The 22,496-nt window shown below is 43.6% G+C and carries 15 protein-coding genes and 1 tRNA gene; 3 read left to right on the top strand and 13 right to left on the bottom strand.

Features of this window, described 5'->3' with window-relative positions:
* Window positions 1–76: 76 nt before the first annotated feature.
* The 5 genes from DCO16_RS02120 to DCO16_RS02140 are packed head-to-tail and all read right to left on the bottom strand — an operon-like array spanning window position 77 to window position 10,163.
* Window positions 77–976, bottom strand: a complete 900-nt coding sequence (locus DCO16_RS02120) for an ATP-dependent Clp protease proteolytic subunit (RefSeq protein WP_173942132.1) — start codon at window positions 974–976, stop codon at window positions 77–79.
* A gap of 18 nt (window positions 977–994) precedes the next feature.
* Complete coding sequence (locus DCO16_RS02125; RefSeq protein WP_173943732.1) at window positions 995–2,689, bottom strand: response regulator transcription factor; 1,695 nt, start codon at window positions 2,687–2,689, stop codon at window positions 995–997.
* A gap of 18 nt (window positions 2,690–2,707) precedes the next feature.
* Window positions 2,708–3,913: a beta-barrel domain-containing protein gene (locus tag DCO16_RS02130; protein ID WP_173942133.1), complete on the bottom strand. Its 1,206-nt coding sequence runs from the start codon at window positions 3,911–3,913 to the stop codon at window positions 2,708–2,710.
* Between the two features lie 43 nt (window positions 3,914–3,956).
* On the bottom strand, window positions 3,957–8,528 hold the full coding sequence (locus DCO16_RS02135) for a peptidase domain-containing ABC transporter (RefSeq protein WP_173942134.1): 4,572 nt from the start codon (window positions 8,526–8,528) through the stop codon (window positions 3,957–3,959).
* 12 nt (window positions 8,529–8,540) lie between these two features.
* Window positions 8,541–10,163 (bottom strand): efflux transporter outer membrane subunit, encoded by a 1,623-nt coding sequence (locus DCO16_RS02140; protein WP_173942135.1) that lies wholly within the window; start codon window positions 10,161–10,163, stop codon window positions 8,541–8,543.
* Window positions 10,164–10,341: 178 nt separating this feature from the next.
* Here DCO16_RS02140 and DCO16_RS02145 point away from each other — a divergent pair, with 178 nt between their 5' ends.
* Window positions 10,342–11,964, top strand: a complete 1,623-nt coding sequence (locus tag DCO16_RS02145; RefSeq protein ID WP_173942136.1) for an HD domain-containing phosphohydrolase — start codon at window positions 10,342–10,344, stop codon at window positions 11,962–11,964.
* Between the two features lie 24 nt (window positions 11,965–11,988).
* Here DCO16_RS02145 and DCO16_RS02150 read toward each other — a convergent pair whose 3' ends face one another.
* The 8 genes from DCO16_RS02150 to DCO16_RS02185 all read right to left on the bottom strand — a co-directional run bounded on the left by DCO16_RS02150 (window position 11,989) and on the right by DCO16_RS02185 (window position 21,094).
* Complete coding sequence (locus tag DCO16_RS02150) at window positions 11,989–13,578, bottom strand: adenylate/guanylate cyclase domain-containing protein (protein ID WP_173942137.1); 1,590 nt, start codon at window positions 13,576–13,578, stop codon at window positions 11,989–11,991.
* A gap of 158 nt (window positions 13,579–13,736) precedes the next feature.
* A complete protein-coding gene (locus DCO16_RS02155) occupies window positions 13,737–16,082 on the bottom strand; it encodes an EAL domain-containing protein (protein WP_173942138.1) in 2,346 nt (781 codons plus the stop codon).
* Window positions 16,083–16,150: 68 nt separating this feature from the next.
* The gene (locus DCO16_RS02160) at window positions 16,151–17,275 is read right to left on the bottom strand and encodes a hypothetical protein (RefSeq protein WP_173942139.1); all 1,125 of its coding nucleotides are present in this window, start codon (window positions 17,273–17,275) and stop codon (window positions 16,151–16,153) included.
* Window positions 17,276–17,464: 189 nt separating this feature from the next.
* Window positions 17,465–18,280, bottom strand: coding sequence for a formylglycine-generating enzyme family protein (locus DCO16_RS02165; RefSeq protein ID WP_173942140.1), 816 nt, complete (start codon window positions 18,278–18,280; stop codon window positions 17,465–17,467).
* Window positions 18,281–18,338: 58 nt separating this feature from the next.
* A tRNA-His gene (locus DCO16_RS02170) sits at window positions 18,339–18,414 on the bottom strand.
* 64 nt (window positions 18,415–18,478) lie between these two features.
* On the bottom strand, window positions 18,479–19,561 hold the full coding sequence (gene dusA, locus DCO16_RS02175; protein WP_173942141.1) for a tRNA dihydrouridine(20/20a) synthase DusA: 1,083 nt from the start codon (window positions 19,559–19,561) through the stop codon (window positions 18,479–18,481).
* A 44-nt stretch (window positions 19,562–19,605) separates the two neighbouring features.
* Window positions 19,606–20,088: a helix-turn-helix domain-containing protein gene (locus tag DCO16_RS02180; RefSeq protein WP_173942142.1), complete on the bottom strand. Its 483-nt coding sequence runs from the start codon at window positions 20,086–20,088 to the stop codon at window positions 19,606–19,608.
* A 67-nt stretch (window positions 20,089–20,155) separates the two neighbouring features.
* The gene (locus DCO16_RS02185; protein ID WP_173942143.1) at window positions 20,156–21,094 is read right to left on the bottom strand and encodes a pseudouridine synthase; all 939 of its coding nucleotides are present in this window, start codon (window positions 21,092–21,094) and stop codon (window positions 20,156–20,158) included.
* 79 nt (window positions 21,095–21,173) lie between these two features.
* Between DCO16_RS02185 and DCO16_RS02190 the strand changes: the two genes are divergently transcribed.
* The gene (locus tag DCO16_RS02190; RefSeq protein ID WP_173942144.1) at window positions 21,174–21,947 is read left to right on the top strand and encodes a TSUP family transporter; all 774 of its coding nucleotides are present in this window, start codon (window positions 21,174–21,176) and stop codon (window positions 21,945–21,947) included.
* 108 nt (window positions 21,948–22,055) lie between these two features.
* A complete protein-coding gene (locus DCO16_RS02195) occupies window positions 22,056–22,490 on the top strand; it encodes a universal stress protein (RefSeq protein WP_254598076.1) in 435 nt (144 codons plus the stop codon).
* Window positions 22,491–22,496: the final 6 nt, after the last annotated feature.

The raw sequence follows: 22,496 nt of genomic DNA on the forward strand, positions 1-22,496 counted from the left end.
TAAGGCAAACCTGCAGTGCTGGCATTGGGACCATATAGCAAGACATTTCCGGTGCCTGAACAAGCAGAGGGTTGAGCTAGTAGATATCCTGTAAAACCCGACGATAACATTTCGTGAAATCCACTGGATTGGCATCAAAGCGCATACACTCAGTAGAAACCTTCAGAGTACGTCGCAATAGCTCCTCAGGGTCTTTGGGCCAACGCCCTGGTCTTTGGGCATACATTTCAGTCCGTTGCTTGAGATAGCTGCTCTCAATGCCATTTAATCCATAAGCGGTAATTTCTGGGCTGGATAATCGATAGACACGCTTGGTCTGGTATGACTGCATGGCAATGAAGAGATCAGGGGGAATCTCCATCTCAGCAAAATAGACTTTGGCGGAAGTATTAAATTTATCTAAGAGCGATTTAGCAACCGGGTCCTCTTTAGCATCCACTTCTTTCTTAATCACCCCAGAATCGTTACTCAAGGTAATTCTGGCTTGATGGATGCCAATACTGAAGGTGGGGGCACCCCTCACTACTCCGCCAGCCAGAACCAAGATACACGCACTGGAGCATTCTCCATTCACAAAGACATGGGCATGGGCATTTCTTAAAATTTTGCCAATTTCCATCGCAGCCATCCCATCTCCGCCCTTACTATCCAAAAAGACAATCAGACCGGCTGGTACGGGATCCGATTCTGTAGGAGTAATACTCTTTTGAAGATTGGCCAATAGCTTTCTGGAAATAGAACCTTTAATTTGCACAATCCGAATGTGCTGTGACTCCTGGGCTGGTCCATCAACCCCTTTACTAGACTCAGTGAACTTGACCGTATTGATGGTGACGCTTGCTTTTGGGCTTGCAGCCTCGCTGCCAGGTAATCCTAGGTTGGCATTTTCTTGAGCATATAGGAAAGAAGATGCCCCTAGCAGTACTATAAAACCAGCCATTCGGGCAACGGGAACGATGCGTAAGAGCGGGTTCATGATTCTAGGATGTGGCTTTCAGACTATAGACACTTGCTTATTCAATTGTGCAATTGCAGAAGCTGTGAGCCCATCTCTGAAATCAAAATAATGGTCATCACGCGGCAGAATTAAACCTAAGGCCAGTAATTCTTGTAAAGCACCTTGCAATACGGGTCTTGGTAGATTAATCGATGGCAATAACTCATTGAATGCCTGCTCAGGTGACTGCGCTGCAGCAAAAATCAATTGCTTAGCCGCGGAAGATAAATCATCGACCATCGCCTGCATATCCACTAAGACACCCTCGGGAACTAAATCTAGATGAGGCTCTTCCATAGTATGAATGCGCGTGAAGATGGCATTGTCGGGGCGAGGCCCCAAAATACGGATATGCGTTTGGGTTTTTTGTACATCACGTAAATTGGTAACGACTACCAGTACTCGCAAACCTACTAAGCGATCAATACCACGATCGCCTAGGGCGCTTTTTAATGCCTGTAGAGAATGAATACCCAGCACCTTTAAAACTACAGGTGCATGGGTAGATATTTTCCAAATGGAAGATAAGAGCCGATCTAAAGTGGAGTCGGGCTTATTTGAAGATAGATCGTATTGGGTTGCCGTCATCTCTACTTGTGTCAACAAACTACTTAATATCTGGTCACGTCTTTTAGCGCTAGGAATATGAACTGTGATGGGACAAAATCCAGCCTGAGTCGCATTAATAGCAATGGCATCCACTAAAGAATTTGCTAGCGAAGGTGGCCAAGACTCTACACAGACCCACTGACTTACACCATTGCTAACGGCTTGTAAGACTTCCTTGAGAAAGGACAGATCACCCCATTGAGACAGACGGGAAGGTGCTGATGCTCGAGTGCCAATGGCATAGATATTTTCATTACTTTTTACTGTTTCAGTATCACTGGAATATTTTTCCTCACCTATTGCCTTGCTAGCAACTAACTTCTCTTTGCTTATCTTCGCAGGTCGCAACTCTAGCCAAGGAACCGAGGCAGAACAGAGATGTTCCGTCAGTGCGTTCGCTAAGCTTAATGTCAACTGGGAAGACTTTTTAGCCAGGCTCAAAGCTCCCTGAAAGGCGCTTGCAGAGCTTAAAACTTGCATTTGAGAGGGTACGATTTCTGCTTGGGTAGAAATTCCTATACCAATATGAAGATCCAGAGCCTGATCTATCTCTAGGCGGCTGCGGATCGCTTGCGCCAATAAAGTTGCGCGGTCAACATCATCAATATGGGAAGTAGGATGCCCAAACCAAATCAGTAAGCCCCCGTCCGGCAATATCATGCTACTAGCATCTAAGGCAAATACCATTTCTTCGATAGTAAAACGCAGTTGCTCTAGATAGCTTTTACGCTGGATCACCATTACTGCATCAGTCATGGCATCTTCAGGAATGGTAATGGCTACGGCAACAATCAAGCGCCATGAATACCCAACGCTATCCTCCACTCCATTAGAAATCGTTTTTTTGGGTTTTGCTTTAGAGGCCGGCGCAAGACGCTGGCTAGCAATAGCGAGCTTGGCCCTACTAGAAACATTGAGGAGCCGAAAAATAGCAAAAATATGCTGTTTAACGGTTCCCTCGGAAATCTTTAATTCGTTCGCAATTTCCTTATTTGTTGAACCCTGTCCAACCAAAGCAACCACTTGACGCTGGCGCGCTGTCAGTGATTGATTTTCTTTTGTTGGATTGGAATTTATGATTATTCTCTTTAGGAATAGCGTTTATCTCTCGCGCAAACCTTGATGGAAGGCCACGTAGATTGGGCGCATCAGGTAACGTAATACCGTTTGACGGTCCGTCACAATATCAGCCTGTACGGTCATTCCTGGCTCAATCTTCTTGCCTGGATCATCGCCTAAATTCTTAGTAGGGATAGAGACTAAGACCTTGAAGTAAGGCTGCTGCTTTTCATCCAAAGTGCTGTATGGAGAAACCATCGTGACCTTGCCATCCACAGTACCAAAACGCATAAAGTCATACGTACCAATCTTGACGCGGACATCTTGACCCACCCGCACAAAACCAATATCAGTCGGTTGCACCCGGACATCTGCCTGAATCAAGCCATCGGTTGGCACCACATTCATCAAAATAGCACCGGGAGGCACTACACCGCCCACCGTTCTAAATTTCAAATCTTGCACTACGCCATCTACTGGAGAGACGACATCCACACGTTCTAAACGATCCCGCATTTTGGTGAGCTGCTCATCGGTTTGTGCCATTTCATTTGCGGCAATGTTGAGCTCATCCATATGGGTGCGTTGATAGCGTAGGAGTTCTGCTTGCGCCATTGTCAGATTTCTCTGTGCATCCAAAGCTTGCACACGCGTTGCCAGCTTCTCTTTAGAGAGTTCATTACGGATGTTACTTACTTCACCCAAGATGGTAATTTCCTTTTCAAGCTGACTGACTTGAGACTTCGATGTTTTCAGCGTGACCTGTTGCTCTAAAACCATCTTCTCGTACTCTTTAGGCACCGTAGAAAAATCAGCTGGACGATCATCAATTAAGGCGCGTAATCGTTCTACCCGCGCAAACAAGCCCCAGTATTTGGCTTTTAAAGTCTCATATTCTGCATTCGGCTCGGTATCGTTGAGGCGCATTAGCACCTCACCTGCTTTTACCGCTTGGCCATCAACCACGTTAATGGCTGCAATTCTGCCCCCATCTACGTGCTGAATGATCTTGACTGAACCAATAGGCATGACCTGCCCGGTTGATAAAGCCACTACATCAAGACGTGAGAACAATGCCCACAACAGAAATAGGCCCACTGTGTAAGCGACTAACTTGATCGTAGTCCGTAGGTAGGTAGGTGGAACTGCCTCTTCTAGTAGGATAGCTTTAGCTAAATAGTTATCAGCTCTACTCCCCAATACCAGATCGGAATTACCACTCATCTGAACTTTAGATTGATCGTTCATGTTTAACTCTCATGTAAATATATTAATTAATATGGGTGCTGCATTAAGCGGAAACAGGTTGCTTCAATAATTCATTGGGAGGACCGGCAGCGCGTAAGTAGCCCTTATCAAAGACCAATAAGGTATCCGCCAGACGAATATGACTTGGTCTATGGCTAATAAAGAGCACGGTGGTTTTACCTTTTAATGATTTCAAGGTCTCCACAAATTTATAATCTCCGTCAGCATCTAGACCAGAGCCTGGCTCATCAAAAATCATGATGGGCGCCCGCGTAATGTAGGTTCTCGCCAGCAATAATTTTTGCTTTAAGGTGGACGGTAGCTCATTGGTATTGTCACCAAAGCGGTAGTTAATCCCATTTGGCAGAGCCAGCACAGCAGAGAGTGCACCAGCCATATCAAGGACTTGATAGACATCATCATCCGTCGCATCTGGTCTTGCAAAGCGCAGATTTTGCGCAATCGTTGCTCTAAAGAATTGGGTGTCTTGTGGTGCGTAACCAATGATGCGCCTTAACTCCAGCGGATCCAATTGGCGAATATCCACACCATCAATCAAAATGCTACCCGCTTGTGGGGCATACATCCCCATCAATAGTTTCAGTAAGGTGGACTTACCACTACCATTTGCCCCGGTAATCGCTACCAACTCCCCTGCTTGCACCTTAAACTCAATACCAATTAAGGCCGGATCTGTGTGCATGGAATAACGAAAAGAAGCCCGAGCAAACTCTAAGCGACCCTCTAGACCTCTGGATACCGGTGACGCACTCATCTCATCTGGACGCTCAGTCTGAATCTGCATCAGAGAATCAATTTGTCTAGCAGCAGTTCTAATCCGCTCAATCCGAGTCATATTGGTAAACAAAGTTTGCAATGGTGTTAATACCCGCCACATCAGCAGCAGCGAGGCAATCAAGGCACCTGAGCTTAATTTCTGATCAAATACTGCTGGCGTAGTGAAGGCCACAATTCCTAAAGCCGAGAGCATCATCACAAAATAGGAAATACCTACTAGCATTGAGGACAAACGCTCAGCTTGGAATGAGCACATTGCAGAATTTGCTGACACTTCACGCATTCGCTCTAGCCACATATATTGCGCACCAGATTCACGGACATTGCGCATCTTCGTGATCATCTCAATTAAGAACTCTGTACGCTTGGCGCTGGCATACCCTAATGCACTCACACTATCGTTGGTACGTTTAAGGAAGATAAAGAATAAGAGTGCATATACCGCTACCATGATCAGAAATAAAACCAGGGCAATCGGATTAATGATGGATAAGCCAATTAGTAATACCAAGGTGGCAGGTAGCTCTAGCATAGTAGAAGCTAATGGGCCCGTGAAAGCATCCCGAATACCTTGGAAAATTTGTAGACGGGCCGACTGCGCACCAACAGAGGCTCTCTCTGAGAATGACGGAGGCAATGCCAGTACATGCTGTAACACGGCGGTGCCAAAGAGATATTCAATTCGACCTGAGATAAAGGACAAAATATCTGCCCGTTGTTTCACGAAAAAATAGGACAAGACCACTGCAATGACAGCGCCAATAGTCAGGTAGAACAGTGTTTCTTTAGCTCCGGATGGAATAATCACGCTGTAAGCTGCCATCAAGAATAATGAGGAGCCCATCAAAATCACTCCGGAAATCAATGAGGCAATAGATCCTTGACCAATTAACCCAGAAAAACGGTAGAGGGTCTGTCCAACCCATGATTTTTTCTTTGCAGTGCTTTTCTCTAACTGAGTGAAAAAATAGGCAATGCCCGGCATAGCCAAATCACTCAGCAGTCTAGGTTCTGATTCGGTAGATTCCCCCACACGTAATTGCTGTCCAATCCTACCGAGAACAACAAAGGCTGCGCCTTGATCAGGCACAAATAGGCATGGATACGCTCTTTGATCAATCGCACTTAAAGCACAAGGCACTTCGGATACGCGATAGCCTAGGGTGGCCATCGCATTTTGGATACCTGTCAAATCTAATCCAGGTGTGTAGTACGGTAAAGACTCGGCTACATCACGTGCCGAGTATGGCGAATTAATCACTTTTAATAAGAGCGCCAAGCATTCAGAAAAATCCGTCACCTGTTTAAAGTTAGTGTTAATGGTTTCACCCATGTGAAACCAACGCTGACTTGGTGGACTGACTTGTCTGCCGGCCTCAAAAAATGCTCCCGGTGCTAAGGGGGAATAATTTTCAGGCATTGCGACAGATTTAGTGCTTAAGCCAGTGGGTGGATTGAGAGCGGCACTTGTGGGAGCATGTAAGGCACTAAGATTACCTGCTGGATTATCAAAGAGATTGCCATCATGTAAATACAAAGTGCGGTTTGCAAGACGGGTAAAGGAAGGTCTCTCTGAAACTAATATGATGGTGACCTTGCCACGAATACCTTCCAGATACTTGAGAAGCATGCTATCGCCCTCTGAGTCCATTGCAGCACTGGAGTCATCAAATAAAATCACGCTCGGGTTAGAAGATAAAGCACGCACAATCGCAACACGCTGGCGAAAGCCCGGGGGCATGGAATCAGCAGCCATATCGCCCACAATAGAATCCCAGCCTCGGGGCATACGAGATACAAAGTCAGACAAACCTAATTCTTTAGCTACCTGCATTGCAATATCAATGCGAGAGGAGTCAAAAACCGTGACGTTATCTAATAGCGAGCCTTCAAATAAGGCCGTTCGTTGCGGCAAATACGCTACTTCTTTAGCTAAGTCTTCAATACTAAATTCTTTAAGATTCTTACCATTGAGGGTCACTTCGCCTCTTAAAGGCTCCAAAATGCCTGCCATAAGTTGTAGCAAGGCACTACGCCCAGAACCACTTTGCCCGCCGATAGCAATAAACTCCCCCGCCTTTACATCAAGAGATAAGTTGTCAAAGAGTTCTTTTTGAACGCCGGGGAACTGAAAGGCGACATTGCTTAATTGCAGATTAGAAGCACTTAATACTGATGCCTCTGCAATAAGCGCATTGGGATCAATGATTTTTTCATGAGCAGGCAAGCCAGGCTTATCCAATACCAGTTTTAACTTATCCCGCAATATTTCATCTTGTTGGTGCTTAGACCACATACCGCCCAGTCTTTGCAAAGGGGATAAGGCACGCAAGCCCAACAGGATGCATGCGGCCATTTCACCATTTGACAACTGATTACTAATTACGAGCCAAGATCCTAGGGCTATTACCGCTACTGTCATCAGTGGAGAAAACACACTACCTACTCCCGCAGACATCTCTAGAGCATACGTAACGCGTGACATCAACACAGCACAGCTTTCTTGTAAACGCTCATACCGCCTTAACATCAATGATTCCATCGTCATGGACTTCATCGTGTGCACGTTCTTAAGGATCTCAGTTAATAGATTCGCTCTGCGCAAATCCATTTCCTTTTGCTCTTTAATAATGGCCGGGTAATTGCGTCCATTCTTCCAGGTAATAAATACAAATGCGCTATAGCCAATCATTAGGACAAGGCCAATTAATGGGCTAATAAAGAAAATGATGAAAACGTACAACAATGTAAAGGGTAAGTCCATCAACTGCTGGGAGGTTTGTCCAGAATAGTGATAGCGCAAAGTAGAAATCGATTTATATTCCTCAAGAATAGTGCCAGTACCCTTGCGTTCAAAATCATTAATGGGCTCTGCTAGCAAGCGGCTAGTGAGAGAAACATATCCTTGATGTTCAAAGCGCGCTGATATCCAAGCTGTCGAGTAGGATCTAAATATACGAATCACTGCTTCAAGCGCAACTGCAGTTCCTACAGCCACACAAAAGACAATGAGGGTATCCATCGAGCGATGCGATAGAATACGATCGTATAACTGCAACATTAATAAAGGAAATGCGAGGGCTAAGATATTGATTAATACGCTGGCAACTACAATGTTATTGCGCTCCTGTATAAAAGTAGAAAGCTCATCAACCGAGTCTTTTTGCTTTTTATTCTGAAATATTTGCTTTGTTTGCCCATACAACTGAACAAGCTCTGAAGTAAATAATTTCCACTCTTCTGCGAATTGATTTACTCGAACTTGAAAGTACGTTTGACATTGTTCATTTAAAGCATTAGCTGAGTATTTCTCTGTAAATTTTTTTCTCTGTGTCGCTTGATCAGGATCATTAAAACCGTACTTATTGAAAAGTTGATGCCATTTTTTTTCTAAATAATGAAATATATTTTTCAAATCTTGACTCATCACATCGTTGAGCTTGACGAGTACCCAATGGAAAAACTTTGCAAGCAGATAGACTGGGGTCAAAATAAGATTGAGCGGCTGAATAATCCAAGCAACACTGCTTGAAAGCGCTTCTTTGGGTCGATTCATAAAAGCATAAAAACGACTGGATTGATCCACAATAGCGGAAGCCACCTGAAGGATGGCGGCGTATCCCTTATTAAGCAATGGCAGTAATTTTGATCTAATAAAAACAAAGAGCACTTCAATGGAACGCGCTATCAAAAAAATGGTGAAAAGAGCAGCAGCGATACCACCCTCAATAATTCCAAGGATGGGTACAGACACGACTTTGAGAATCTTTTTGCTTAACTGGATCATTCGGCCCATTAAAGGAGTGTCATTTTTCATATTCATATCGCTTTAATTAGGGGTCGATTGTTTTAGTGGCGCAGGTGCATTAATCATGTTGCCCTTGCTATCGATACCAAGATTGGGTTTGGGACCCACAATTTTGTCTGCCTTACTGGCCGCTTCCGCCCATCTTGCATCTGCGGCAGGTAATTTTGTGCCACCTAAGCACGGATCATTTTGTAACTTAGTACCCCCGCCGATCGCCTTAAACAAGTCGACTGAAGCGCGCAATTGATCAAATCTTGCTTGAATTGCTGCATCTTCTGAGTTAAATACCGTACGCTGAATTTCATAAAGCTGGACAAAATCCATACCGCCTAAAAGAACCACCCGTTGACTCATCACAGTCAGTCGTTGCGCCTTATCGCGTGAGGTACTTAAATCCGAATACGCACGAGCAGTCAATTGAATGCCGGAAAGTGAGTCCTCAACTTCTCGCAAAGAAGACAGTACCGTATTGGCATAAGACTCCAACATTTCTACGTTCTTAGCACTGGCCAGCTGAATTTGCGATTGCCGTTTGCCCGCATCAAAAATGTTGGCTAATAAATTACTAGTAATGTTGTAATACAAACTTTGTGGTGCAGTGAGTGTAGATAAAAGAAAGCTACCAAAGCCAGCGCCGCCCGTTAAATTAAAATTAGGCAATAAATTGGCTCGAGCGGAATATAAATCCAGCTTGGCGGATTCCAACATCGCTTCTGCCCGTCGAATATCAGGCCTTCTGCATAGAAGATCAGACGGCAATCCTGGCTCTACGACAGGTACCCTCACCTTATCAACCGACACTCCTTTGACTGTCAGCGTGGAAGGCGTTATTCCCACCAGTGTGGCCAAACGCGTAAATGCGCGCTCACGCTGTTGCTGTAAACCTACAACGGCTGCACGCGTATTATTCAAAAGAATCGTTTGTTGGAAAAAATCAATTTCCGTAGCATCGCCTAGTTGCACGCGTCTACCAAGACCTCTCGTCAGCTCCTGAATCGCATCCAAATTTCGCTGACCGACTGTTATACGTTCATTCAGGGACACTACCTGAAAATAAGAAGTCACAATATCGCCCGTAAGGGTTAGAGTCACTGCATCACGATTAAACTCGCTAGCTAAAGCCTGAGAATAAGCTGACTGAGTATCAAATCCTTTTTTGCCCCACAAGTTCACTTCATAGTTAACCAATGCCCCAGCCTGCCAGGTTCCTTGACTAGACCAAGCGGCGGTATTAGGAGCAGATCCAATCGCCGGATACGGCGCCTGAATGGAATAACCACCAATCGCATCAATGGTTGGGTATTCAGCTGATCGCACAATACCCGCTTGGGCACGCGTTTGAGCAACCCGAGCAACGGCGACACGCAAGTCATAGTTATTGGTAATACCGGTTTCGACTATTTGATTGAGCTCGTCACTCTCGAAATCCCGCCACCATAATTCTTTTGGGCGTGGCAAGCTCGCCTCAACCGGAGCCCTAAATTCTTTTGGAAGCCATCGTACATATTCTGCAGCAGGTGGCGCATCGCCTGGCTTGATGATGGGGCTCGTGCAAGCACTCAAGCCCAAGGAAAGACAAGCCAAATAAAGAGGCAGCCGTTTACATTGGGGACGCGAAACACCAGCAGGACTTTTATTGGCCACGGCAATAACTTTAGTTATAAATAGATCTACTATTAAACTATATAAGTACCTTTTTTTACATAGTACTTGTAGAAAGGTCTATTTAGTACTTATGTAGTATAAAAGTAGTATTTAAGTACTAAATAAGCTTAATAACTTTTAGTGATAATGTATAAAAACCTCTAAATATTACGATCTCATGCCCGCCAATACGATTAGTAAAGATCTCATGCAGCAACTACTCAAGATTAGCTCGTCTTTGAGTAGCGAGAAAGATATTGATCAGTTGTTAGAAAATATTTTGCAATCTGCCATGCAAATCACCAATTGCGATGCAGGCACTCTCTATCTCAATTCAGATAACCATAGCCTCAAATTTGAGATATTGCATACCAAAAGCAAGGGCGTGCACCTAGGCGGGAAAAGTGGCAAAACTATTTCTATCCCTCCGATACCACTGAGTAAGATAAATGGAGAGCCAGAGCTGTCTAGGGTAGCGTGTTACGCCGTTAATAAAGAAGAAATTGTCAATATTGAGGATGCCTACAATGCCCCATTAGGATTTGACTTCTCTGGAACCATTGCTTTTGATCAATCCAATAACTACCGGTCCCAATCCTTTCTCACGGTCCCGATGAAAAACCATGAGGAAGAAGTAATTGGCGTGCTTCAACTCATCAATGCTACTGACCCCGTATCAGGATCTGTGATTGCTTTTTCTCAAGAAGATCAAGAAATCGTGGAAGCCTTATCCTCTCAGGCAGCGTTTGCCCTGACGAATCGCTTACTGATTCGTCAGCTCGAAGAGCTATTTGAATCCTTTATTGGCCTGATTAATCATGCAATCGATGACAAGTCGCCCTATACCGGCGGACACTGTAATCGCGTACCGGATCTCACCATGATGCTAGCCGATGCTGTGAACCGTTGTAGTGCAGGACCCTTAGCAGATTTTATGTTGACTGAAGCTGATCGACAAGAGCTCAAAATTGCTGGCTTGCTGCATGACTGTGGAAAAATTACGACGCCTGTTCACGTAGTTGATAAAGCTACCAAGCTAGAGAAGATCTTTGACCGTATTCATCTCATTGAAGTACGAGCTGAGGTTGCCCTGCGCGATATTAAGCTGGCCTTAGCCAATCATGAAATTGATACTGTGATTGCAGATCAAAAACACACTCAGCTAATAGATGACTGCTCTTTTTTATCGCACTGCAATATTGGTAGCGAGTTTATGAAAGATGAATCTGTATCACGAGTTCATGAGATTGCAGCGCGTTACCCGTGGATAGATAAATCAGGCATCTCACACCCCTTCTTAACAGAAGAAGAAATCACAAACCTCACAATTCGTGCTGGGACACTAAATAAAGATGAGCGAAAAATCATCAATCGCCACATTGATCTAACCATCAGCATGCTGGAAAAACTACCCTGGCCAAAACATTTGCGCAATGTAACTGAATACGCCGGTGGTCACCATGAGCGCATGGATGGTAAGGGCTACCCCAAAGGCTTAACTCGCGAACAAATGTCGGTGCCTGCGCGCTGCATGGGTATTGCCGATATCTTTGAAGCTCTGACTGCGAAAGACCGGCCCTATAAGAAAGGTAAAACTCTTAGTGAAGCGTTAGAGATCTTAGGAAAAATGAAGCTAGGGCACCATATTGACCCTGATCTATTTGATATTTTTATTTGGGATAAGGTCTATGAGGACTATGCCTTCAAGTTTATGGACAAGAGCCAAATGGATGAAGTGAATGTGTCAAAGATACCAGGCTACAACCCACCACCACCTGACTATCAATTTAAAAGGGCGTAAATCCGCCTCAAATCCCTAGATCATTCAATAGATTCTGGTATGAGTTACGCGACGAATCTCTGCTACCGCTAACTGTGCAATATCGCGCATTTTTTCATATTTATCACTCTGAAGATCTATCAGGGATTCGATTTGTGCATAGGTTTGCGGTACAAAGCGTTCGCCACTTTCTTGGCTCTTACGTAGGACACCAAAATCAATCCGGCTTCGCTCATCTGTACTTAGGCGACTGATGAGATCCTTAGTTGCCCAAATGCTGCCTTGTCTTGCAAAGTCACTTAAACGAGATGCCTGATTAATCGTATTACCTAGTACAGCGAACTCCACATGATTTGCAGACTGGAAGGCCCCCATCCACTCCTGGCCTTCGTGCAAACCAATATTGAGCTGAAGTTCGGTATACCAATTCTTTTTCAATTGCCAGTCAGCGCTGATCTTGCGCATCGCCTCTTTTAGCTCTTGAGCACAAGCGACAGCATTAAACAGGTAATTGCTTTCAGGTTGTGGGAAAAAATAGTAGACGACTCCATCGCCCGCATGCTTTCCATGTGTACCGGTGTACTTACGCAAGATTGGCGTCATCGTCGACCAAATCTGATTAATCAAGGAAAAATATTCATCTGGCGGCAGTTCTGAACAAATGCGTACGGAGTTTTGTAGGTCAGCTACCAATACAGCTAAGGGAGTCATCACTGGCAAACGCTTACTCAGTAGTGATTGGATGACTTGATCTCGCCGAGATAGAAAATGAATTAAATCATCACTCTGTTCACTTACCGGGGAATGGACCACTAACATTCCCTCACGGAAGTAGACTGCATAAACGTTGTATAAAGCACTATCGCCATCAGGTAATTGACGTAAGAATTCCATCTCAGAGATCATTTGTTCTGAAGCCTGATCCTGGAATTGGATATCCTCAAGGATCGGTAACAGCAAAGGATCTGCCTGAATCACGATCTTTTCTAAGGTCTCATAACTTAAGCGAGAGGAGGCTAGTTGTAAATGTAATCTAGCCAATGATTTTTGCTCATTCAGACTCAATCGTGCTTCAGGTCGAGAAATCAGTTCCAACAAATTACGCTGCTCACTTCTAGCCGGTGGCGCATCAAATCCAAAAACTGCCTTACGAGCAGATTCATTCAACCAAGTGAGCTCGAAGTTGTAATTAAGCATATAAGCAGGATGCTCTAGCCGATCCAATGAGAGATTTAAATTCATTGGCGCCTTATCTAAGGGGGCCTTATCTTGTAGTGCTGTCTTACGGATGTGACTAGCCTCTACTCGCTTCGCCTTTCTGCTAGAGCTAGCCGCAGAAAACTCCGCTTGCGTTGCAAATTCTCTTAATTCATCCATCTCTAATACTGCTTCTGTCAATACAAGGCGCTCTGAAACCTCTGCCATTGACATTCCCTGTGACTTCAAAATCTGCACAGCCTGAACGCGCTCTAATGCATCGTCTGGAAAAAACCCTAATACCCTAGCCCCACCCTCATCTGCATCGGCAGATAAAGACTGGACCATCGGCTTTGGCAAAATGCCAAGCTGGATGTAGTTATTGAGGGTGGCGCGAGATATCCCTGTTTGGTCTATCAAGGCCTTACTAGAAATCATTTATATATCTGTCCAATGAAAAATGATGGCTGGGGGATCATTTATACAGACTAATTTAATATTTAGACAGTCTAATCCAGTGATGACAGACAATTTAGACACTTAGTTGCAATAAGGCAACAAAAAAAATGAGTAAATATAACTTTAGTTATAACTTTTTAGTCGTGATTAGATTTAGACAGCATATCTTTAAATTCTTCAGCAGATACAGGCTTACTGTAATAGTAGCCTTGTGCAAAGTCACATCCCATCTCTTTAAGTAGCCTCACCTGCTCAACTGTTTCGACCCCTTCGGCAATAGTTTGCAAACCTAATCCCTTAGCCATTGCCAGCATTGCTGATACTAAAGATTTATCTCTGGCATCTCGGTGAAGCTCTTTAATAAATTGAAGGTCAATCTTAATAAAATCAAATTCTAAATTCTTTAAAGAGGCCAAGGAAGAGTAGCCTGTTCCAAAATCATCTAGACTAAATAAGCAACCGCCTTGTTGCAAAATCTTGATCTTACTACTCACTAGATGCGATTTAAACATCATCATACTTTCCGTGACTTCAAATACTAACCTACGTGGCAAAATTTTCGCTTCTTGAATTTTTTCATGCCAACTAAGCGCTGAATGCTTGGGGGAATTGAGTTGAGCTGGTGATATATTTACCGCTATTGAAACATCATCATGTGCAATAGACTGTAAGAAATGTAATACCTCATTAAATACCCAGTCACCAATTTCTACAATCAGGCCTGTTTCTTCTGCAATCGTAATAAAGTTACTTGGCATCAATATCTCGCCCGAACTTAACCTCCATCGTATTAATGATTCAGCATGTAATATCCGGCCATCACTTAAACGCACAATGGGCTGATATACCATTTCAAATTGCTGAAGTTGCAATGCTTCCCGCAACTCAGTTGCAATCTTTAACCGATAACTGGACTTAATCTGTAAAGCCTGAGTGAAGAAATAATAATTGCTGGTCCCTTGGCTTTTAGCGGCAAACATTGCTTGATCTGAATTTTTCAACAAGGTTTCAGCTTGATCACCATCAGTAGGGTAAATAGAGATTCCAAGACTAGCCGATGGATAAAGAATATTTCCTTGAATGCTAGTAGCTTGGGTAATTTTTCTCACAAACTCTTGAATAATGAGCTCGACATTTTCAGGTTTGGATAGATTACATAATAAAACTACAAACTCGTCTCCCCCAAATCGCGCAACTGTGTCACTTTCGCGTAATCCCGAGGCAAGTCTTGTTGCAATTATTTTTAAAAATTCATCGCCCCCATTGTGTCCAAGTGAGTCATTAACTTCCTTAAATCGATCTAGATCAATATAGACAACTGCTATAAATGTTGATGTACGACTAGCCCATTTAATGGCTTGATTTAATCGATCCAGAAATAAACGTCGATTAGGCAATCCTGTTAATGAGTCAAAACTCGCTACTTTTTCTACTTTAAGTATTAATTCATCCTTATCTTGAATGGATGCTTTTAAGCGAATATTGACTATTCTGTACCAAAAAACAAACCCACCAACTATCAGAAATAAAGCACTAAAAGCGCCTAATAAAATAGAGTACTGAAAACGTTCACCCCGCTCTGACCAGTATGAAAAATAAAATGAGGCATCAAGCTTGCTGTTAATTGGAGCTAGCCCCAACTCTTTAAAGGTATCCGCAATTTTTTCCCATCGAGATGGATTGATGTGTCCAATTGGGACATAATCCGGCATGATCAATCCTTTAGTTACCGCAGCCTCAAACAAAAGATGCGCTCGATCTTTTTTAGACGCTGGACCCTGATGTAAATAATCTACCGTATCTGGAATATTTGCCAGGGCGTATGCCCACCCTTTTATAGAGGCTCTGGTGAAACGCTTTACTGTCTCGGAATTTTTTTGAACATAATCTAAGCGTGAGAATAATGCATCTCCGTAAAAGTCAATTCCGTAATTAATTGGGTCAATCACTTCAAAAGGCACATTGCGCTTATTAAGATAAAAGGGTTCATTACTAAGATAGGCATGAATTGCATCTGCCTTGCCAGAAATAAAGTCCTCTAAAGGGTAGTTAATAGAAAGTACTTTATTTAAATCTCCAGGCAAGATTCCTTGTTTGTTAAATATTGCATATAACTCAGGATTATCTTGTAATGCTCTCAGAGCAATATTTCGCTGACTTAGAATTTCAATCGATTTTCCATAGCCTGGTCTAGTAATAAGCACTCCTGCAGAGCGTTGAAAGATATCCGCTAGCAGAACTAATGGCACACCCTGCATGAAACTGAGAGCTAACCCAGAATTACCGATAGCAAAATCAGCTCGATGACTGAGGACCTCTTCCTTCATATTGACGCCTGGGCCACCAGGAACAATTTTGACGTCAAGACCTTCCTCTTTATAGAACCCTTGGGCTTGAGCCATGTAGTAGCCGGCAAACTGAAACTGGGGCTCCCATCGCAGCTGCAAGGTAACGCTAGTCACTGCGTGCGCACAAATTGGCATCAGCCCAAAAAGGATGATTCCACATAAATATAACTTTATGTCGAGCAAAGTATTACGAAGGAACATATTTACCGAGCGCCTACTAAAACTAATTTTTCATTTAAGGATGAATCAAAATTACGATAGAGTCTATCTAAAATGGAGTCTACGTCATCGCTATCTCCCCCAAGGATCGTCGAAGTGAGAGATACAGAAATAGGCTCTACAAATTCTTTCGTCAACTGATGACATACTTTTTTTGTTTTTTCATGAAATTCATCTTCATTTTTACCGCTGTAAACTACCACATAGTTTTCTTCATTTAATTCGATAACAAAACAATGTTCATTCGGATCTACTGCCTTATCTAACTTAAGAGCAAATAAGCTTTTCAATTCATATAGTCTTTTATAACCATACTTACTACTGTAATCGCTTGCTCCACTGAGGCGAAATAAAGCAATATTCAATGGCGTTCCTAAAACTAGAGCTTTTTTTAAAGTAAGCTTGAGTTGGTTTAAACCAGCTTTAGCGAGATATATGCCCGTATCCTTCCTAAAGGTATCGCCTATGGTCAATTGGAGTTGCTTGCGATCCAAGATTAATATAACCATTCCTACCCCAAATATTGGGAGTAAAAAAGTAGGCATTCCGAGCACAATAGTTTGTATGGGTGATGGCGAGATGAGGTTAATTGAACTCTCACCGCTAAGGATGTTAATGACTAATCTAGTCAGTCGTATGCTTAAGAAAGCAAAAAGTGCGGCAAGAACCAAGCTTCTTGCGAAGGAAGTTTTTTCATATTTCCATAAAGTCTTAAATTGATCCCCAAGTAAAATGAGGCTTACTATGCTGAACAGTCCAACTCTAATAGAAAAACTAGGGTAGATGTAATGAAACCAGGCGAAAGCAGACATATACAGTACAAGCAAAACACATTGGACTGTAGTGCTGATGAGTGTTTTTTGCTTGCACAGTTTTCTAATGCTAGTGGAGCTCAGTAACAGGCTGTAAAACGCAAATCCATTCGCAATCACAATACTCAGAAAATCGGGTATGAGCCCCCGTCCCAGTAATAGCGCTAATGAAGTAGCAAGAAAGAGCATGGAAAAAGCTTGCTCAATAGCGCCATCGACTACGTTTTCTGATGAGCTGAGAACATAAAAAACAATAAAAAAGAAGAGGCTGATTGCTCCTGCAGAAACAAAGTACATGGAAAGGCTATTCACAATGGAATCTCCATATTTACAGCTCGCTAGAAAAAATTAATTATTAATCATAATAAACAATAGGTACCACTGAAAACCTGATTTTTATAGTACTTTAGTACTAATATTCTGGGTATTTGATGATTATGGTGACTAAATAGAGCTAAACCTGGCGAGGCCTAATGGAATGACGCTTTACTTGTCCTTAGCACTATCTGCGATACACCGAAAGCCGATGTAGACGACGGCAATATCACCCGACTTGGATTCCACATCGGACTCTTGTTGTCTCTCAGGGCCGTACCACCAAGAAGCGCCTCGCGTAATAAATCCGCCAGAGCGTTCTGTTGTCGTCCACTCCCAGACATTGCCACCCATATCGTATAAACCATTGACTCCACGTTTGGTACTGCCAGCCAGTACGTGGCCGGTACCTCGGTTTAAAGCGCCTGCTGGAGCGAGTCCTTTGTAATCACCGCAACCACTTAAGCAATGAGAAACCATTGGGGTTGTACCGCCGGGATACGGGTAACGTTGCCCCTTGATGTATCCAGTAGGCGCTTGATTGCGTTGCTCTACAAATGCAGCACTTGTCCACTCTGCATCGGTAGGTAAACGTTTACCAAAGTAACGACAAACAGACTCTGCCTCTTTAACATTGAGATGAACTGCAGGCTCTTGATCTTTAGCAGGAACACCATAAGGGGTTTTCCAAGACCAGCCCGGTTTTTTAACAAAGCCTCCTTCATAGGTGAGACCACCACCATTTTTTTCTGCCTGACTGATAAAGCTAGTAGCCACAGCAAAAGTTTTGACATCGGCAATCGTCATTTCTGTTTGATCCCACAGCACATTACCAATTTGAATAGTAGGGATAGTAGAAGCAGTAGCGATGGTGGATTGAGTAGATGGGGGGTTACTATTTGCAGCCGAGGATCGCAGCATGAAGTACCCGGCAATGATGGACAGTACAACACCAAACAGAATGGGTAATATATCGAACTTTTTCATGAACAAGCCCTCTAATGTAAAAGGCTCCACGATGGGAGCCTTCCAATACTATCAATTTTGGGGCGAACGACGGGGCTCGAACCCGCGACAACCAGAATCACAATCTGGGACTCTACCAACTGAGCTACGTCCGCCACTGAAGATCTCAGATTATAGCTTTTAGGCCCAAAACCTGTCAAAAATAGCCTAGGGGGACTATTAGGCTGCCTCAAACTCAAAGGCCGCCCAATCCCCTAGGGTGAGGCTCGCATCTATGAAAAAATCCACAATGGCCGCCTTACTCTGCACCTTAGCCAAGGCATGGTGATCAGACAGTCTTTGGCGCCAATAGCGTGACCCTGCCCTACCATGTGCCAAACCCAATATATGCCGTGTAAATGCGCCAATATAAAAAGGTTTTTGCTTCGCTTGGCACTCATCAAACCAGGCCTGTACCTGCTTTACTAATCCAATCTGAATTCGGTGCCATTCTGTCTCGCTAAATAAATACCCAGCAGCCTCGCCATCGGTATGGATAAAGTCATCCCAGCCCAATAGCATCGCCGGAAAATGATAAGCTGCCCTACCCACCATAAAACCATCAAAGTCATTCCAATGACCTGCAATCTGCTCGTTACTGTCTAAGCCCCCATTAAGCAATACTTTGAGATTTGGGAATTGCTTTTGCGCATCTAGGCGAAGCTTTGCCGCTACCTCATAACGCAAAGGTGGTTTGCTACGATTCTCTTTGGGAGACAAGCCCTTGAGTACAGCATTACGCGCATGAATGGTCACTTGACTAGCGCCTGCATCGGCAACTGCCAGAATAAAGTCCAGTGCAAATTGATAATCTTTTTCAGAACTTGCAGCATCCATTGAATCAAGACCCAGTCGATGCTTTACCGAAATCGGTATATCCACAGCACGCTTCATGGCTTTAACGCAATCGGCAACAAGCTGTGGCTCTGCCATCAGGCATGCACCAAAGGCGCCACGTTGAACTCGCTCTGAAGGACAGCCGCAGTTCAGATCAATCTCATCGTAAGCCCACTGTTGTGCTAACTCCGATGCTTTGGCTAAATCATTTGGCTCAGAGCCGCCCAACTGCAATACCACTGGATGCTGATCTTGGGAATAATCTAAATGTCTTGGCACATCACCATGCATTAGAGCGCCCGTCGTCACCATCTCGGTATACAGTGTCGCTTCTTTAGTGAGCGTCCGATGAAAGGAGCGACAGTGACGATCAGTCCACTCCATCATTGGGGCGACGGCTAGGCGCTTTTTATTAATTGGGCTCATTATGCGTTTTTATTCAGGCTTATCTTGGCCTAAGAGATGCTTGATCACTTCCAAACCTGTCGAGGTAAATGCAACTCACGTGCGAGTAAATCAATATTGCTCCATATCTTTTTCGCTGTAATGTGGCTACGCAAAGCAGCCTGCTCAACAGCGGCAACCAATAAGGCTAGTGGGGCCTCATCTAAAAGAGTAGCAATGTGGGGCAAAACCTTTTTTGATAGCTTTCCTGTCACCAATACTTTTTCTAAGTCTGACTTCAATATTTTTGTTTTATAACTAACGCTAGCCGTCCTACTAGCAAGCTCAAGGGCATTTAAAGTTGTTCCCCTTACCTTGGCCTCTAGCGACAGATTTAAGATCTCTAAAAGCGCTTCGAGTTTTTTTACCCCCAAATCACTAAGAGAGCCATTTTCCAATTGATTAATAGTGGACCTAGACAGATTGCAAAGCTTACCTAGCCGCTCTTGGGTTAAGCCCAAAGCAGTACGACGCTCGAAAACTTGCTGACCAATAGATCTTAAATTCATATACCCATTATGAGGGAAGAATATAAAAATGTCGAGTATATTCGACATTTAATAGAAATCCTCTGTATTAATCGATACGAGGGTAAATGCACAGATCAAGCTGCCTTCGAGTCACAAAAGACCTCGCCTGGCTAGTAATGGGATCTTTAAACTGAATTTCGCTTGCCAAGAGTTGTAAGGGTTTTGACAGGTCCAAGTCGTACTCCTGATAGGGTGTCAACACTGGATAAATCTGATCATGCCGGATCGGAATCCCTAGGGCATTGAGGTGGCAACGCAATTGATGTTTTTTACCAGTGATGGGCTTTAATCGATATCGCGCCCATGGCCCCATCACCTCTAACAATTCAATGGTAGTTTGCGCGTTTGCATCACCTTCCACCTCTTGCATTTGTAAGAAATGCGCAGACTCTTCCAGTCGACAAGAGTAGGTCAAAGGTAGTTTCTCGCAGAGTTCTTCTGAATAGGGTGCAATAGCTTCGTAGATTTTGGTGACTTCTCGATCTCTAAACAGATTTTGATAATGAGCACGCTCGCAAGGCAAAATTGAAAAGATGATGAGTCCTGCAGTATCTCGATCAATCCGATGAATTGGACTTAAAGTCTGTAAACCCGTTTTGAGTTTTAAACGATTAAGTAGGGTTTGATGTAGGTAAAGTCCACTTGGGGTCACCGGTAAAAAATGGGGTTTATCTGCTACCAAAATATGCTCATCTTGATACACAATCTGCTCTTCGAATGGAATATCGGGCTCGCGCGCTAAGCGTCTGAAATATACTAAATGGGTATTTTCCTGATAGGCATCTTCTGCAGCAACGGCTACCCCATCCGCAGTCATCACCAAGCCCTCTCTGAAACGCTCTTGCCACTCAGCAATATCAATATGCGCAAAATGACTAGTAAAAAAATCTAAAAGGGTACTATGAGTGAGCCCTATAGGCAAGAAGACGCGTGAAGAAGAGACTCCCTCCGAATTAACATACCTAGATTTTGGTATTAAAGCCATAGTTTTATTTTAAAGGATGCTCTCTCGGGCCACTGATTTAGAATAGGGCAGCATTCATTAAAGAATAATAAAAATACCTATGTTTGAACTTTCCGCTTTTGATCTGAGTCTCTTACTTACCCTTGCCCTCTTAGCTGGCCTAGTTGACTCTATCATCGGTGGTGGTGGCATGATTCAAGTGCCGGCCTTATTTGCCGCTTTACCTGGCTTTCCACCAGCTACCCTACTATCGGTGAATAAATTTGCCTCAGTGATTGGTACGATCGGCGCCACCATACAGTACGCTAAGGTCAATAAAATCCCCTGGGCGCTAGTGATGATGTCTTCATCGGTGGCCTTCTTTGCTTCAGTTGGCGGCGCTTATTTAGTCACTCAAATTCCGACAGAGTGGATCAGAGGAGCTTTACCGTTTTTACTCATGGCATTGCTCATATTTAATATCAAATCTAGCGCTGGATTGGTACACCAACCTAAGCACCAACACCATCAGCAAAAAGCGATTGCCTCGACTGGCGCTGGAGTGATTGGTTTTTATGACGGCTTTCTTGGGCCTGGTGCAGGTGCTTTTTATAAGATGCTCTATACCCGCGTGCTTGGCTATGACTTTCTACGCGCTGCAGCACCGGCTAAATGTTTAAATATTGCCTCCAATTTGGGCGCGCTTTGTGTCTTTCTCTTCTTGGGCTTCTTTGACTGGAAAATCGGCGTTGCCCTGGCTGTTGCCAACCTGATGGGCAGCCAAATTGGTACCCGTATCGCCATTAAACATGGCAATACCTTTATTCGTAAGGGATTCTTCATCTTAGCCACAGCATTAATCATCAAAACTTTTTACGATGCTTTTCTGAAGTAATGTAAGCAAGTAATAACCTAATGAATTACTAGGCTATTGATAGATTTATTGTGGCTACAAGAGTACATTGAATATATCTAGACGCAATCTATCTACTTCAGAAAATAGGTGAAAAAATTGAAAATACTATTACCGGTGGACGGCTCTAAGTCTTCATTAAATGCTGCTAAATATGTTGCTAAATTAGCGAAAGATTTGCAAAGCAAATGTACGGTGACTTTAATTAGCGTCCATGATGATATTGGCCTGGGTCACGTAAAGGAATTTGTCTCTAGCAGCGTGATAGATGACTACCTGAGAGAAGTCAGTGAGAAAGAGCTTAGAGGCGCTCAAAAAGTACTGGCTGCTGCAGGTGTTAAACATAGTATGGTTATTAAGCGCGGCAATGTTGCTACTGAAATTATTACCTTAGCCAATAAGGAAAAGTCTGACATGATCGTCATGGGATCTAAAGGTAGATCTGGAATCTTGGATACCGTCATGGGCTCTATTGCACAGAAAGTAAGTAGCAATGCAAAGCAACCCGTGCTATTGGTGAAATAAGTGCGT

It is taken from the genome of Polynucleobacter antarcticus (genome assembly GCF_013307245.1).
GTDB classification, from domain to species: domain Bacteria; phylum Pseudomonadota; class Gammaproteobacteria; order Burkholderiales; family Burkholderiaceae; genus Polynucleobacter; species Polynucleobacter antarcticus.

Coding starts and splice junctions, on each gene's coding strand:
- DCO16_RS02120 (WP_173942132.1), bottom strand. CDS start 976: ATGAACCCGCTCTTACGCATCGTTCCCGTTGCCCGAATGGCTGGTTTT.
- DCO16_RS02130 (WP_173942133.1), bottom strand. CDS start 3,913: ATGAACGATCAATCTAAAGTTCAGATGAGTGGTAATTCCGATCTGGTA.
- DCO16_RS02135 (WP_173942134.1), bottom strand. CDS start 8,528: ATGAAAAATGACACTCCTTTAATGGGCCGAATGATCCAGTTAAGCAAA.
- DCO16_RS02145 (WP_173942136.1), top strand. CDS start 10,342: ATGCCCGCCAATACGATTAGTAAAGATCTCATGCAGCAACTACTCAAG.
- DCO16_RS02150 (WP_173942137.1), bottom strand. CDS start 13,578: ATGATTTCTAGTAAGGCCTTGATAGACCAAACAGGGATATCTCGCGCC.
- DCO16_RS02155 (WP_173942138.1), bottom strand. CDS start 16,082: ATGCCAATTTGTGCGCACGCAGTGACTAGCGTTACCTTGCAGCTGCGA.
- DCO16_RS02160 (WP_173942139.1), bottom strand. CDS start 17,275: ATGTACTTTGTTTCTGCAGGAGCAATCAGCCTCTTCTTTTTTATTGTT.
- DCO16_RS02165 (WP_173942140.1), bottom strand. CDS start 18,280: ATGAAAAAGTTCGATATATTACCCATTCTGTTTGGTGTTGTACTGTCC.
- dusA (WP_173942141.1), bottom strand. CDS start 19,561: ATGAGCCCAATTAATAAAAAGCGCCTAGCCGTCGCCCCAATGATGGAG.
- DCO16_RS02180 (WP_173942142.1), bottom strand. CDS start 20,088: ATGAATTTAAGATCTATTGGTCAGCAAGTTTTCGAGCGTCGTACTGCT.
- DCO16_RS02185 (WP_173942143.1), bottom strand. CDS start 21,094: ATGGCTTTAATACCAAAATCTAGGTATGTTAATTCGGAGGGAGTCTCT.
- DCO16_RS02190 (WP_173942144.1), top strand. CDS start 21,174: ATGTTTGAACTTTCCGCTTTTGATCTGAGTCTCTTACTTACCCTTGCC.